This window comes from Methylobacterium sp. J-026 (assembly GCF_022829585.1).
GTDB lineage: Bacteria > Pseudomonadota > Alphaproteobacteria > Rhizobiales > Beijerinckiaceae > Methylobacterium.
Map to the genome: position 1 here is coordinate 62,661 of NZ_JAKSYC010000067.1, position 14,615 is coordinate 77,275.

General features: G+C 66.2%; 12 protein-coding genes and 1 tRNA gene. 6 read left to right on the plus strand and 7 right to left on the minus strand.

From position 1 onward, the window contains the following. Positions 1-214: 214 nt before the first annotated feature. Together MKK69_RS06675 and MKK69_RS06680 are read right to left on the minus strand one after the other, a co-directional pair. The gene (locus MKK69_RS06675) at positions 215-1,330 is read right to left on the minus strand and encodes a glycosyltransferase (protein ID WP_243966968.1); all 1,116 of its coding nucleotides are present in this window, start codon (positions 1,328-1,330) and stop codon (positions 215-217) included. 474 nt (positions 1,331-1,804) lie between these two features. Then, positions 1,805-3,166, minus strand: coding sequence for a polysaccharide biosynthesis/export family protein (locus MKK69_RS06680; RefSeq protein ID WP_243966969.1), 1,362 nt, complete (start codon positions 3,164-3,166; stop codon positions 1,805-1,807). A 434-nt stretch (positions 3,167-3,600) separates the two neighbouring features. Here MKK69_RS06680 and MKK69_RS30935 point away from each other — a divergent pair, with 434 nt between their 5' ends. Further along, positions 3,601-3,735, plus strand: coding sequence for a hypothetical protein (locus tag MKK69_RS30935; RefSeq protein WP_279598222.1), 135 nt, complete (start codon positions 3,601-3,603; stop codon positions 3,733-3,735). Between the two features lie 165 nt (positions 3,736-3,900). On the opposite strand, the gene MKK69_RS06685 is transcribed toward MKK69_RS30935, so the two are convergent. Continuing rightward, positions 3,901-4,125 (minus strand): hypothetical protein, encoded by a 225-nt coding sequence (locus MKK69_RS06685; RefSeq protein ID WP_243966970.1) that lies wholly within the window; start codon positions 4,123-4,125, stop codon positions 3,901-3,903. A gap of 266 nt (positions 4,126-4,391) precedes the next feature. Here MKK69_RS06685 and MKK69_RS06690 point away from each other — a divergent pair. Both MKK69_RS06690 and MKK69_RS06695 read left to right on the plus strand, forming a co-directional pair. Further along, positions 4,392-4,468: transfer RNA gene (locus MKK69_RS06690), tRNA-Pro, on the plus strand. Positions 4,469-4,481: 13 nt separating this feature from the next. Continuing rightward, complete coding sequence (locus tag MKK69_RS06695) at positions 4,482-4,805, plus strand: ETC complex I subunit (protein WP_243966971.1); 324 nt, start codon at positions 4,482-4,484, stop codon at positions 4,803-4,805. A 4-nt stretch (positions 4,806-4,809) separates the two neighbouring features. Here the strand turns inward: MKK69_RS06695 and MKK69_RS06700 are convergent, their stop codons facing one another. Both MKK69_RS06700 and MKK69_RS06705 read right to left on the minus strand, forming a co-directional pair. Continuing rightward, complete coding sequence (locus MKK69_RS06700; RefSeq protein WP_243966972.1) at positions 4,810-5,268, minus strand: nucleoside deaminase; 459 nt, start codon at positions 5,266-5,268, stop codon at positions 4,810-4,812. 86 nt (positions 5,269-5,354) lie between these two features. Further along, positions 5,355-6,422: a spore photoproduct lyase family protein gene (locus tag MKK69_RS06705; RefSeq protein WP_243966974.1), complete on the minus strand. Its 1,068-nt coding sequence runs from the start codon at positions 6,420-6,422 to the stop codon at positions 5,355-5,357. 301 nt (positions 6,423-6,723) lie between these two features. On the opposite strand from MKK69_RS06705, the gene MKK69_RS06710 reads away from it, so the two are divergent. After that, on the plus strand, positions 6,724-8,637 hold the full coding sequence (locus MKK69_RS06710) for a putative bifunctional diguanylate cyclase/phosphodiesterase (protein WP_243966975.1): 1,914 nt from the start codon (positions 6,724-6,726) through the stop codon (positions 8,635-8,637). A gap of 321 nt (positions 8,638-8,958) precedes the next feature. Beyond that, complete coding sequence (locus MKK69_RS06715; RefSeq protein ID WP_243966976.1) at positions 8,959-9,714, plus strand: collagen-like protein; 756 nt, start codon at positions 8,959-8,961, stop codon at positions 9,712-9,714. 69 nt (positions 9,715-9,783) lie between these two features. Here MKK69_RS06715 and MKK69_RS06720 read toward each other — a convergent pair whose 3' ends face one another. Further along, entirely contained in the window at positions 9,784-10,794 is a 1,011-nt protein-coding gene (locus MKK69_RS06720) for an NAD-dependent epimerase (protein WP_243966977.1), read from the minus strand. Positions 10,795-10,961: 167 nt separating this feature from the next. Next, positions 10,962-11,732 carry an MOSC domain-containing protein gene (locus MKK69_RS06725; RefSeq protein ID WP_243966978.1) on the minus strand — a complete coding sequence of 257 codons (771 nt, stop codon included), beginning with the start codon at positions 11,730-11,732 and terminating at the stop codon, positions 10,962-10,964. A 199-nt stretch (positions 11,733-11,931) separates the two neighbouring features. Between MKK69_RS06725 and clpB the strand changes: the two genes are divergently transcribed. Next, positions 11,932-14,568, plus strand: a complete 2,637-nt coding sequence (gene clpB, locus MKK69_RS06730; protein ID WP_243966979.1) for an ATP-dependent chaperone ClpB — start codon at positions 11,932-11,934, stop codon at positions 14,566-14,568. Positions 14,569-14,615 lie beyond the last annotated feature (47 nt).

Below are 14,615 nucleotides of genomic sequence, written 5' to 3' on the forward strand. Positions count from 1 at the left end.
GATAGCCTCAATAGAAAATATGTGTCTAAGCGCTCTCGCCAAACGTTACTTTATCGATCAATAGCGCGCGCTCCGACTTAAGATTAGCGTTTTAAATAAATTGATCGCTATAAGTGTTTCGATAGCACCAAAAAATATTTGAAAGCCGCAAACGAAGGTCATCCAATTCGTTCGATCGTGGCCTTTGACGCATCTATCTAGGCTAGGGTCGTGCTTATATATTGTCCAGGCCGTCAAAACCTGAACGATTCATGGTTTTTTCGATGAAGCGAGCCATTTCCCTCGAAAAGCGATCGACGCTGAATTCGGAGGCGCGACTGGCAATTCGCGTCGGATCGAAGGCGATCTGCCTGCTTCGCTCCAGCGCGTCGATGATCGCGTCGACGCTCTGATCACGGAAGAACGTGCCGGTTATGCCATCCTGAACGGTTTCCGTGGCTCCGCCTTTCGCAAACGCGATGACCGGTCGGCCACTCGCCATGGCCTCGACGGGGACGATGCCGAAATCCTCTTCGCCTGGAAAGATCAAGGCTTGGCAGCGGGCATAATGATGCTTGAGCACCGAGAAGGGCTGCGGCCCGAGGATTTTCACCGTGGGGCCGGCGAGGCTCTGAAGTTCGCGCAACATTTCCCCGCCTCCGATCACGACCAGAGGTTTCTTCAGGCGATTGAATGCCTCGACGGCCAGTTCCGGTCGCTTGTACCGGACGAGTTCACCGACCATCAGATAATAATCGCCGAGCTCATGGTCCGGGACGATCTCGAAGGCTTCCGTATCGACGGGGGGATAAACGACCACGGATCGGCGGCGGTAATACGTTTCGATGCGGCGCGCGACTGTGGCGGAATTGGCTACGAATTCGTGGACGCGGTTGGCTGAAATGGCATCCCAATTTCGGATGTAGTGTGCAGCGGGCGGCATCACGATCCGGTTTATAAAACTCGTGCGCTCTCTGTAATCGTGAAACATGTTCCAGACGTAGCGCATCGGCGAGTGGCAATAGCAGATATGTGTGGCTGTCGAGGGTGGGATGATTCCTTTCGCCGGCCCGGATTCGCTGCTGATTACTAGATCGTAGCCGCGCAAATCCAGTTGCTCCAGGGCCATCGGCATGAGCGGCAGATAGGACTTGTATTTCGATGCCGCGAAGGGAAGTCGACCGATGAAGGATGTTGTGATCCGGTGCGCCTTGATGGTGGGCGACATGGATGCCGGGTCATAGGCGTGCGTGAAGATATCGGCGTCGGGATACATCCTGCAGAGTGCCTCGACGACTTTCTCGCCGCCGCGCATACCGACCAACCAATAATGAACGATCGCAACTTTCATTCAATCTGCCTCAAAGAAAAATACAATTTTCAAATACAGAGATCGTTTTACGATGTCCGTACTCATTGACGCTTGGAAACGCGAGCCGCCCGAACAAGAACTCCCGGCACGCCGACGAGGATCCAGGGCGTACCCGTCCAAGGCCTTGTCCCGCGAGCCACCGTGGGAAAACGGACGGTTGGTGGCGCGCGTTGCATCGGCGGCCGAATGCGCGGCACGCCGCGGTTGAAGCATGGCGGAACCGGTACAGTGTGCGGTCGGCATCATCAGGACGCGCACACACGTCCAGGTTTCTCACGTCCTCAAGGAATGTCCCCGGATTGTCGAATCCCGTGGGGCGCTCCCTGCGCGCTTTGATCTGCCGGCTCTCGGTCCTCGCGTTTTCGCCTGCGTTCGAACCGAACCGGTGCCCATTGCGGCCACGAGCGCTCCAGTCAAACGGCCGCTGTCGCGGCGTTGCGGATCGTCCGTGCGCTACCGGATGCTCTTGAGTTGGGATCCGGGCAACTGGCCGGCGGCCTGCTCGGATCCGAGCTCAGTTCGCCCGCCCTCGGCATCGACTTTCCGATTGATCCGGACCCGGACCACGTCCTCGGGAAATACGGCCGTTCCCTCATCGGCGGCCAATTCCTGGACCTTGCCATCGACTTTGCGAACAATGGTGTAGGACGTCCGGGCGTTCCGGTCGCTCGACTTCGAGATGTATCCATCCGTATCGGAAAGGAGCGCCTGGGCGGTGGTGATCTTTTCCTTCGTCTCCTGCATCTTCAAGGACACGTCGTGAATCTCGTCGGAGACCTCGTTCTTGAATTTGTTGCGCAGCTCCAGGCTATCCCGGTCGGCCTTGCTCAGCTCCTGCTGGGCGCGGAGGATCGACGTGGAGATGTCGAGCTTTGAGGACTCGAACTGTGCCAATTGTTGTTCTAGTGTTGACTGCCGGGCGTTGACGGTCAGTCCTTTATTCATGAGCGTGTCGACGGCATCCCGCTCGCGCTTCGCCAGGTCGATCTGCCGCTGCTGTGATTGCGAACGTTCGTTGAGCGAGGTCACCTCTTGGTTGAGGAGGACCTTGAGCGCCTCGTAAGACTTGAGCTGCGAGCGCATGGACTCCTTGCGCGACTGAAAGATGTTCACCTGCTGCTTGATGAAATCCCGCACGATCGGATTACTGGCTTGGGCATTGACCTCTGGCGGGAACGTCACGTCCTTGGCGTCCGACAATTCCGCATTCAGGCGCGCGAGACGCGTCAGATATGAAGACAGGGTCAGCTGAAGGACGTTCAGATCCCCTTCGCTGCTGATCGACTCCCGCTCGGGGCGCTCATCGGATGTCCGGCGAAACCCGCCCGCGACGCCGACCGCCTGAAGGACCGTCAGATTGGGGCGGAAGGGGTAATCGCCGGGGCGTGTGACCGGACCGAGGATGTAGAACGGTCGATACTGAGTGATCTCGATGGCGATCTCAGGCCGCTTGACGGTGCCGATCTTCTTCACGAGGCCATCGGCTATGATGTCCGCGACTTCGCTGGTCGATTTGCCTGCGGCCTTCACATCGCCGATGAGCGGCAACGACATAAAACCCGAGGAATTGATCGTGTATTCGCCGGATATGGCATCCCACTCGTAGACCTGGGCCTGAGAGGCCCGCCACTCGCTCGCCCGGACGCGGGTCTTGTCGCCCGCACCGAGCCTGTAATCGCCGTCCAATGCGTGGCTGCTCTGAGGCAGCATCACCATCAAGGCGATGAGTAGAGACGAGGCTGCAGCAAAAAAATTCCGGCGCGCGTGCACGTTACGTTTTATACTGCCTTCCATGCAGCCAGTATGTTTATTCATCGTAACAATCCTCGAGCACAGCCGATCCGGGAATTACGCCATTCCTATCCGTCGATCCAGGCGGAATCCCGCCCGAACCGGGTCGGCGGCGCTCGTTCGGATCGCATCTTGATGCCGCAAACCTGCCGAGCACGTTGACCGGGACAGCAACGCTTCGTTTGCCATTCCGAAGCCGTCCGACCGCCAACACGGGTGCTTCGACAATAAAGACCGGTACCATCGCGCGTTCCGCGATCGGTCGTGGGTGCCGGGCCCACGCATCCCCGAAAGACTCTGCAGCGGACGTCCCGATTAAGTCCATAGTGACGAATAGGTTTTTCCCGTTAGTGAATACCGATGCCGTGCGGGCCCGGTCGGTTGGCCCGGGACCTCGCAGCGGGCCGGCCTCGCTGAACGCGGCACGAGCGCATTGGGTATTGGTTATCCGACGGGACGTGGGCATTGCGCTGCCGGTCATCGATCCGGTGCCTCCCGGGCTGATCGTGCCGCCAATTCCATCCGCTCGACGCGCCGGCATCCTCGAAGAGCCCGAACCGCCGGAATGCGCGATGCGTCTCGACGCTCCGTGAGGATACAGGAAAACGCCTGCCAACGCCTACGTGTGCATTGGCTGAGGCTTAAAGAGACGTGACCGCCGTCGGTTGAACGGCCGCCCTATGCCGAGCCGCGTTATCGGCAGCGATCGACGCGCCAGCCAGGGGTGGACCTGCTGCCACCACATATGGGCAGGCCGATCACAGCCGTCGCGTGGATGTGACGCGGCGGCGCTCGATCCAGCCGGCAATCTGGCACCAGAGCGTATTGGGCAGCCAATACAGCTGTACCGCGATTGCACAGGCGGCCAGAAGCAGCAGGAAGAGGTATGCCACGGCGTTCAGAATCGGGCCCGGCGGTTCGTCGACCTCGGCCCGATCGTACCAGATCGGGTCATCGTACCTACGCGGATCGTTATCGTCCAACACTGGGATCTCTCCATCACGCGCGACGGCGCTGCAGGAGGCATTAGCAAATCATTTACCACGGCCGCTGTCACGACCGACTGATGGATCGGTGCGCGTTCAGCCCCCGTGTTCCCTGTGGGTTGCGTGAATCGGCCTCGCAATCGCCGTCGAGCCACGCGCTTCCGCTCGATGCCTCCGAGGGAAACCCCAGCCATTCCGCGGTCGACAGTCGCCTTGCGGCGGAGCGGCCGAAACGCTAGGGATCGAAACCCCTAACGGGGTGTCGGGGTGTGGCGCAGTCTGGTAGCGCACCTGGTTTGGGACCAGGGGGTCGTAGGTTCGAATCCTATCGCCCCGACCATTCGATCAGGAGCATGTCGCGTCAGATGCCGAGCGCCCGCATCTTCCGTCCGTCCCGGGATGCCACGCAGTCGGGCCTCGCCCGCACCAAGCAGTGGGTGCTGGAGTTCGACCGGACCAGCCCGCGCGAGATCGATCCGCTCATGGGCTGGAACGGATCCTCCGACATGATGCAGCAGGTCCGGCTGGAATTCGACACGGAGGAGGAGGCGGTGGCCTACGCCCAGCGCGAGGGCATCGCCTACCGGGTCGAGCAGCCGGCGAAGCCCGCTTTGCGCAAGGGATTGTCCTACTCGGATAATTTCAAGTTCAACCGCACCGCCCCCTGGACGCACTGACGCGTCAGGATTCTCGCCGCGCCCGCCACGCCGCGTAGGGCGAAGTCCCCGCCGGCCGGATCTGACGGAGCCGCATCGGTTGCGCGTCGAGGGGCTGGCACAGCTCCGCGTAGATCGTAGCACTGCCAGCGCCATGCTCTTCGGCTTCCTCGGCCGAGAAGGCGAAATAGCCCTGCTTGAAGCCCGACAGGCGCATCGCGGCATGGCACATCGGGCAGGGGCGTCCGCTCGCGTACATGATGCAGTCGGAGAGATCGCGCCGACCCAGGATCCGGCTCGCCTCGCGCAACGCCACCATCTCGGCATGGGCGCTCGGGTCGTTCGTCGCGTGGACGGTGTTGGCCGCGCGCACGAGGACGGCACCGTCGCGCACGATCACGGCCCCGTAGGGCACGCCTCCGGCGCGCACGTTGTCCGCCGCGAGGGCGACCGCCTCGCCGATATAGGCCTCGTGCGTGGACATCCCCACGATCCTCTCCGCTGATACCGCGCCCGGGACATCAGAGCCGGGCCGATGCTGGCGCTCCAACGCCGCGGATGGCCGGGAGTTCAGAACGCGTAGCGGACCGTGCAGTAGGGCATGGTCTCGGCGAGCAGGCCCTTGAATCGGGCGAGCCACTGGCCCTTCCAGCCGGCCCGGTAGCGCAGATTGGTGCCGCCGCCCTCCGAGACCTTGGCCTCCTGGATGTCCGGCCGCCACAGCAGATCCTCGGCCCGCGGATGCCAGCCCAGATTTACGGCATGCAGATCCGCGTTGTGGGTCAGCAGGATGATCTCGCATTTCAGCTGCGCCTTCGCGGCGTCCGACAGCGAGCCGTCGATCTCGGCGAAGAGCGCGCGCCAATCGGCCTCCCAGCCTTCGTACAGGATCACCGGCGAGAAATTGACGTGGACCTCGTAGCCGGCCGCTACGAAGTCATCGATGGCGGCGATCCGCTCCGGGATCGGGGCGGTGCGCACGTCGACGATCTTGGCGATGCGCGCGGGCATGAGCGAGAAGCGGATCCGTGTCTTGCCCTGCGGATCGTAGTCCAGGAGGGTGCGGTTCACCGCCTTGGTGGCGAAGGACGCCTTGGCGTTCGGAAGTCCGCGAAACAGCGCGATCAGGCTCCGGACGCCGCCGCTCACGGCGGCATCCACCGAAAGATCGGCGTTCTCCCCGATATCGTAGACCCAGTAGGCCGGGTCGATCGTGTCGGGTTCCCGGAGGGGCCCCTGGCGTCCAGCGTGCCGGCCGATCGCCGCGCAGGCCTGCTCGATATTCACGAACAGCGAGATCGGGTTCGCAAAACCCTTGCGGCGCGGCACGTAGCAATAGGCGCAGGCCATGGCGCAGCCGTTGGACGTCGAGGGCGCAATGAAGTGGGCGCTGCGGCCGTTCGGACGCATCGTGAGGCTCTTCTTCACCCCGAGCACCAGGGTCGAGCGCTTGATCCGCACCCAATCCTCCACGGATCCGGCGTTGCCATGCAGTTCCGGGATGTTCCAGTGCGACGGCACCGGGATGAGTTCGGCCTCGGGGAAGCGTGCGAGGATGTCCTGCCCCAGGGGGAAATCCCGCACCGCGGCCTCATGGTAGATGGTCTGGACGTCGAGGAGGTCGCGCGTGAGGGCCATGACGGATCCGAGGCCCGGACGCCGCCCGGGATGCGATGCGATGCGGTGTCCGGTGGCACGGCGCACGAACCGACGTCTTCAGCCAGCGAAGATTGGCTCCGTTCGGACGGATCGTCTGTACCGGTGATCCCGCAACGATATCTTACGATTCGATAGGGATGATGGCGCGCTTCTGAATGGACGCGCGATGATCGTTCGGGACCAGGAGAGATTCAATCCGGATTCGCCCGGCCTCGGCGAGATCTTGGATCCCGCGGGCCCGCGTTCGCGCGCCCTCGTCCGACGGGACCAGCTCGAAGCCATGCGCAGCAGTGTCCTCGCTGCGATCCCCGTCAACATGTTGCTCGGGCTGGCGAGCATGCTGGTGGCGTATCGGAGCGGGCACGGCGAGGCCGGGGCCCTCTGGTTCGCGGTCTCGACCTGCGCCAACCTCCTCCGGATCGGGCTGTGCCGCGCCCCCTGCCTCGGCCTGAATCTGACGGCCGAGACGCCGCCGGGCATGGCCGCCGCGGCGGCGCGGTCGGTCGATCGGCATCTGCGTGCCTGCACCGCCGCGGCGTGCCTGTCCGGCCTGGTCTGGTCCAGCCAACCGCTGCTCTGCGAGGGCTACACCTCCGCGCAGACCTTGTTCTATCTCGCCATCACCTGCGGCATCACCGCGGGAGCGGTGACGCATGGGACCGCCTACGCGCGGATCCCGTTGTCCTTCATCCTGCTGCCGCTGCTCTCGGTCTTTATCTGTCTCTGCGCGGCCGGCGACTTCGACCGAAACTGCCTCGCAGCCTGCGTGCTGCTCTACCTCCTGGCCCTGACGCACACCGCGTTCCGGAGCGAGGCCGGTTTCCGTGAGGCCAGCCGGCTCAAGAACGAGGCCACCGCGCTGGCGCGGTCGCGTGCCGAGGCTCACGCGAGCGTGAGCGCCCTGGCCGATGAGATGCGCCGGCGCGCCACCCACGACGACCTCACCGGCCTCCTGAACCGGGCGGGCTTCATCCAGCAGGCGGAAGACCGCCTCCGGGGCAGCACGCTCGGCCTGCTGCTGCTCGACCTCGACGGCTTCAAGTTCATCAACGACGTCTACGGCCACAAGGCCGGGGACCGGGTGCTGGTCGAGGTCGCCCGGCGGATGAGCGCCGCGCTGCCGGAGCACGGTCTCGCGGCACGGCTCGGCGGCGACGAGTTCGCGGTGCTGTACGATCCCGCCGCCACCGGCGTACCGCAGGAGCAGCTCGCGGCGCGTCTCATCGCGGCGGTGGGGCAGCCGTTCGACGGTTTCGACGCGGGCCGTCTCGGGGTCAGCATCGGCGTTCATTCGGGCCCGGAGCCGAGCCTGACGGACATGCTGAGTTGCGCCGACGAGGCGCTGTACGCCGCGAAGGCGGCGGGCCGGAACCACTTCCGGATGTTCGACGCGGGCCTGCGCGATCGCCTGCAGATGCGCCGCGATTTGGAGCGCGACCTCTCGACGGCCCTCGCGGAGGCCACCCCCGAGGTTTGGTTTCAGCCGATCTACGCCATGGACGCGACGACGCTGGTCGGGTTGGAGGCGTTGGTGCGCTGGCAGCACGCGCGCCTCGGCTGGATTTCCCCCCCGGATCTGGTCGCCACGGCGGCCACCGCCGGCCTCACCGAGTCGCTCCTCCGCTACATCCTCGAACGGGTTTGCGCGATGATGCTGGTCCTGCGAGACCGGGGATTCGGTGGCGTCCGCGTCGCGATGAACGTCTCGCCCCGGGAGATGGCGCAGGTGCCGGTGGACGAGATCGTGATCGAGCGTCTGCAGAGCCTCGATCTGCCGCCCGCCATGCTGGAGATCGAGATCACCGAAGAGACCGCCCTCGATATCGGCGCCGTCCAGGGCAAGCTGCAGGCGCTGTCACGCGCGGGCATCCGGGTCGCCCTCGACGATTTCGGCATCGGATACTCGTCGCTCTCGTCCCTGCGCCAGCTTCGGGCAGACCGGATCAAGATCGACCGGAGCTTCGTCACCGGCCTCGGCACCTGCGACGACAAGCACGGTCTGGTCCTCGCGGTCCTCGGCCTCGGCCGCCTGCTCGGGCTCGAGGTCGTGGCCGAGGGTGTGGAATCTGACGAGGATCTGCGCATCCTCCAGACGATGGGTTGCCCGTTCCTCCAGGGCTACCACCTCGGCCGTCCGATGCCGGTGCCGGTCCTGGAGGCTACGCTGCTCGTGACCTGCACCGAGGCGGCCTGATCGAAGCCTGGTGACATGGTTGTGACCGCTCCGGCTCGAACCCGGCGCGGCGCGTGCATTTGTCGGTCCGCATGGCCGCACCTGGGGCGATGGGCCTGGCTCGGCCTGCCGGGGCAACTGCCGGTAGGCGCGGCACGGTCCGCCGTCCCGACCGCCGGCCGCATGATCACCGGGCGTCCGGGCGAATTCGCATCATGAATATCGAATTGCGGCAATGACCCTTGGAAAACTCGCATTTTCCGCGCTCGGTCTTTCCATTGGGTTATTACTTAACCTAAGCCGTGCGGCATGGTGGCCGCTCAAATGATCATGGACATTGCCATGCGCGCAGCGCGGAAGCGCCACGCCCTCTGCTGGATCGTCGCCGTTGGGACCGCCTGGACGGTCCCCGCTCGGGCCGAGATGCGCATCGAGGCGGCCAAGATCACGGGCGGCGACCTCTGGATCGTCGGGTATGCCGATGATCCGGACAGCGAGATCACGCTCGACGGCCAGTTCCCCCAGCGGACGGACAGCCGCGGCTATTTCGAGTTCCACGTCGTCTATCATCCGGCCACCTGCATCGCGACCGTGCAGACGCCGAAGCAGTCGCGCAGCGTCGTGGTCGCGGGCTGCGGGCAGCAGGGTCCGCAGGCCCCCGGCCTCGTCGGGCCCGCCGGGCCGCAGGGTCCCCGGGGAGAGACCGGCCCGCGGGGGGAGGTCGGTCCCGTCGGCGAGCGCGGTGAGATGGGACTGCCCGGTCCCCCAGGTCCAGCGGGCGTGGCGGGCGCTGTCGGATCCCCCGGGCCGCAGGGCAATCCTGGACCGGCTGGTCCCGTCGGCGAGGCCGGGCCCGCCGGAGAGACTGGGCCGTCGGGCCCGGCGGGCGCGCCTGGTCCGCGGGGCGCGCAGGGACCCGCGGGTCCTCCCGGGCCTCCCGGTGCAGCCGGAAAGGCAGCACTCGCGGCTCCACAGAGGGCAACGCCGGCGCCTAGACGCACGGCGACCAAGCCGCGGCCCGAGCGGGACGAGACGCTTCCGGATCAGACGCCCGAGGTGGAGCCCGGTGGCGGCGTGACGTCCGAGGACCGCTACTGAGCCATCGCCGGCCGCGTTGAACCCGCGCCCGGCGGCGGGACTGCGTGCGACGGGACGCCGGGATCGCGGTCAGACTCGGTAGTAGTCCCGGTACCAGCGGACGAAACGCTCCACGCCGACCTCGATGGGGGTGCTGGGCGCGTATCCGGTCGCCTCGGTGAGGGCATCGACATCCGCGTAGGTCGCAGGCACGTCGCCGGGCTGGAGCGGCAGGAATTCCTTGCGCGCGGTGCGGCCCAGACAGGTCTCCAGGACTTCGATCAGGCGCAGGAGCGGCACGGGCCGATGGCTGCCGATGTTGTAGATCCGATAGGGGGCGCCGCTGGTCCCGGGGTCGGGCGCATTCGAGTCCCAGGCCGGGTTGCCCGCGGCCGGCGCCTCGGCGAGGCGGACGATGCCTTCGACGACGTCATCGATGTAGGTGAAGTCGCGCTGCATCTGCCCGTGGGCGAAGACCCGGATCGGCTCGCCCGCCAGGATCGCCCGCGTGAACAGGAACAGCGCCATGTCCGGCCGGCCCCACGGGCCGTAGACCGTGAAGAAGCGCAGGCCGCTGCACGGGATGCCGTAGAGATGGCTGTAGCTGTGGGCGAAGAGTTCGTTCGCCTTCTTGGTCGCCGCATAGAGGCTGACCGGATGATCGACGTTCTGGCGGACCGAGAACGGCATCTGCGTCACTGCACCGTAGACCGAGCTCGACGAGGCGTAGAGAAGGTGCCCCACACGGTTGTGGCGGCATCCTTCCAGCACGTGGAGGAAGCCCTCGATGTTGCTCCTGACGTAGACGTGCGGGTTGTCGAGCGAGTGGCGCACGCCCGCCTGGGCGGCGAGATGGATGACCGTATCGAACGTCGTGCCCTGGAAGATCGCCTCCGTGGCCGCACGGTCGGCGAGATCGACCTTGCGGAACGTGAACCGCTCGTAGGGGGCGAGTTCGCGCAGGCGGCTCTCCTTCAGGGAGACCGCATAATAGTCGTTGATGTTGTCGATCCCGAGGACGCTGTACCCCGCGTCCAGGCAGCGCCGGGCGACATGATAGCCGATGAACCCGGCCACCCCGGTCACCAGGACGCTCTTCATGTCGTGCTCCGGGGCTGCGTCAGGCCGGCACGGGGTGCAGCTGGCGCAGCCTCATATAGCCGCCGGGGTCCGCACCTTCCAGGAATGCGGTTCGGGGCCGGCGCCGCTTCGACCGCTGATCGGACACCGCTCCGTCCGGCATCGGTTGCCCGGGCGGCGCTGCGTGTTCAGCCCACAAGCCGCAACGCGTCCCCCTTCGCGACGGCGCCCCCGGCGATCACCTCGGCGTAGACACCGAGGTCGCGGTGGCCCAGGCGGGCGTCCAGGGTCCAGGGGATGTCGCAATCGCGCATGCCGCTGGCCGGATCGACGTTGGTCGCCGCGCAGCGCACCGTGCGCTTGGTGATCTTGAGCCGCAGGCCGCTCGGCGCCTCGATCACCTGCCCGACCATCTCCAGCTCGGCGAAGGGTGCGAGGCCCTCCACCAGCAGATTGCCGCGGAAGCGCAGCGGATCGACCGGCGTGCCGAGGTAATCCTCCACCGCCGCCACGCTCGCCCGATTGATCAGCGAGACGTAGCCGGTGGGTGAATCCGTGAAGCGGTATTGCGGCGGGGCAGCGAGCACCTTCGGCTCGCCCCGCAGGCTCTCGGGAACGAACTGCCGCATCAGCTCCGCCAGCCCGCTTCGCCCCGCCTCGGTGTCGAGGCGGAAGGCTTGCGGATCGCCGCAGCCCTCGACGGTGAGCGTCGCCGTGGCGTCATCGTAGCGGGTGCGCAGACGGGCGAGCGCCTCGTCGCGCATCAGCATCAGGTATTTGGTCTTCGGCTGGTGCCGAGGAGCCACCGCGTCGAAGCCCGATGGGCCGTTCTCGATGGCGTAGAGCCGGTCACCGGGGAAGAATCCGCTGGTCTCCAGCTCCGCCCGTTCGAGGGGTTCGGGGCTCAATCCCTTCACCGGATAGCGGTAAAGGGCGCTGACGTGAATCAAAGCGGTCATGCGTGGATCGTGGCCCCGAATTGTCCGGTCACGCAAGCCCCCCATCGCCCCTTGTGGTGCCCAATTGCAACACCACATCCGTGCTACCGGCGGCCATCGATGGCGCCGGGGTCCTCGTGCGGCAGCGTGCCGGAGGGCGACGTTTCGGTGGCGCCGCGCCTCTCATCGGGCGGTGGATGCCGGTACGGGAGGAGTGTGCATGAATTTCGAGAAATACACCGAGCGCGCCCGCGGCTTCGTGCAGGCGGCTCAGAACCTTGCGATGCGCGAGGGACATCCCCAGCTGCAGCCGGGCCACCTGCTCAAGGTGCTGCTCGACGATCCGGAGGGCCTGTGCGCCGGCCTGATCGACCGTGCCGGCGGCCAGTCGCGCGTGGCCCTGGCCCAGACCGAGCAGTGGCTCGCCAAGCAGCCGAAGGTCTCCGGCAACGCGTCCGCTCCGCAGGCGACGCGGGAGCTGATGCGCCTGTTCGACACCGCCGAGAAGGCCGCCGAGAAGGCGGGCGATTCCTACGTGACGGTCGAGCGCCTGCTCCTCGCCCTGGCGGTAGAGAAGGAGTCCGAGGCCGGCCGCGCGCTCCAGGCGGCGGGCGTCACCCCCGCCTCCCTGAACGCGGCGATCAACGCGCTGCGCAAGGGGCGAACCGCCGACAACGCCTCGGCCGAGAACGCCTACGACGCGCTCAAGAAATACGCCCGCGACCTCACCGAGGCCGCCCGGGAGGGCAAGCTCGACCCGGTGATCGGCCGCGACGAGGAGATCCGGCGGACCATCCAGGTCCTGTCCCGGCGCACCAAGAACAACCCGGTCCTGATCGGCGAGCCCGGCGTCGGCAAGACCGCCATCGTCGAGGGGCTGGCCCTGCGCATCGTCAACGGCGACGTGCCGGAGAGCCTGCGGGACAAGAGCCTGCTCGCCCTCGACATGGGCGCGCTGATCGCCGGCGCGAAGTATCGCGGAGAGTTCGAGGAGCGGCTGAAGGGCGTGCTCTCCGAGGTCACGGCGGCCGAGGGCGGCATCATCCTGTTCATCGACGAGATGCACACCCTGGTCGGCGCCGGGAAGGCGGACGGGGCCATGGACGCCTCGAACCTGCTGAAGCCCGCGCTCGCCCGCGGCGAATTGCACTGCGTCGGCGCGACCACGCTCGACGAGTACCGCAAGCACGTCGAGAAGGACGCGGCCCTGGCCCGGCGCTTCCAGCCGGTCTTCGTGTCGGAGCCGACCGTGGAAGACACGGTCTCGATCCTGCGCGGCCTGAAGGAGAAGTACGAGCAGCACCACGGCGTGCGCATCCAGGATTCGGCCCTGGTGGCGGCCGCGACGCTGTCGAACCGCTACATCACCGACCGGTTCCTGCCCGACAAGGCCATCGACCTGATGGACGAGGCCGGCTCGCGGCTGCGCATGCAGGTCGATTCGAAGCCGGAGGAACTCGACAACGTCGACCGGGAGATTGTCCGGCTGAAGATCGAGGCCGAGGCGCTCAAGAAGGAGACCGATTCCGCCTCCCGGGACCGTCTGGTCCGGCTGGAGAAGGAACTCGGCGATCTTGAGGAGCGCTCGGCGGCGATCACCGCCCGGTGGAAGGCCGAGAAGGACAAGCTCGGCACGGCGGCCGGCCTCAAGAAGAAGCTCGACGAGGCGCGCAACGAGCTGGCTGCGGCGCAGCGTCAGGGCCAGTACCAGCGCGCGGGCGAGCTGGCCTACGGGGTGATCCCGGGGCTGGAGAAGCAGCTCGCCGAGATCGAGGCCCGGTCCGATGCCAAGTCGGAGAACGGCCGCGACGCGATGATGGAGGAGGCGGTCACCCCCGCCCACATCGCCGGGGTGGTGTCCCGCTGGACCGGCGTGCCGGTGGACAAGATGCTGGAGGGCGAGCGCGACAAGCTGCTGGCCATGGAGGATGCGCTCGCCAAGCGCGTCGTCGGCCAGCGCGAGGCGGTGGAGGCGGTCTCCACCGCGGTCCGCCGTGCCCGCGCCGGGTTGCAGGATCCGAACCGGCCGATCGGCTCGTTCATGTTCCTCGGCCCCACGGGCGTCGGCAAGACTGAGCTGACCAAGGCGCTCGCCGGCTTCCTGTTCGACGACGACACGGCGCTCGTGCGCATCGACATGTCCGAGTACATGGAGAAGCACGCGGTCGCCCGTCTCATCGGCGCGCCTCCGGGCTATGTCGGCTACGAAGAGGGCGGCGCTCTCACCGAAGCCGTCCGGCGCCGGCCCTATCAGGTGGTGCTGTTCGACGAGGTCGAGAAGGCGCATCCGGACGTGTTCAACGTCCTGCTGCAGGTTCTCGACGACGGGCGGCTCACGGACGGGCAGGGGCGGACGGTGGATTTCCGCAACACGCTGCTGATCATGACCTCGAATCTCGGGGCCGAGTATCTGGTGAACCAGCCCGCGGGCGAGGACACCGACGCGGTCCGCGACGAGGTGATGGGCGTGGTCCGGGGGCACTTCCGGCCGGAATTCCTGAACCGGGTCGACGAGATCATCCTGTTCCACCGCCTCGCGCGGTCGGAGATGGGGGCGATCGTGGAGATCCAGCTCGGGCGCCTGCAGAAGCTGCTGGACGATCGCAAGATCACCCTCACGGTCGACGAGGAGGCCAAGACCTGGCTCGCCGACAAGGGCTACGACCCGGCCTACGGGGCGCGGCCGCTGAAGCGGGTGATCCAGAAGACCGTCCAGGATCCGCTGGCCGAACTCGTCCTCTCGGGCAAGGTCCACGATGGCGAGACCGTACCGGTGACCGTCGGCCCGATGGGCCTGATGATCGGCGACGTCACGGTCGGCGCCGAGCGCCGGCCGGTTCATGCCACGCTGAACTGATCGGTCTGGACAACGGGGGGCGGCTCGCCCGGTGGTAGGCCGCTCCC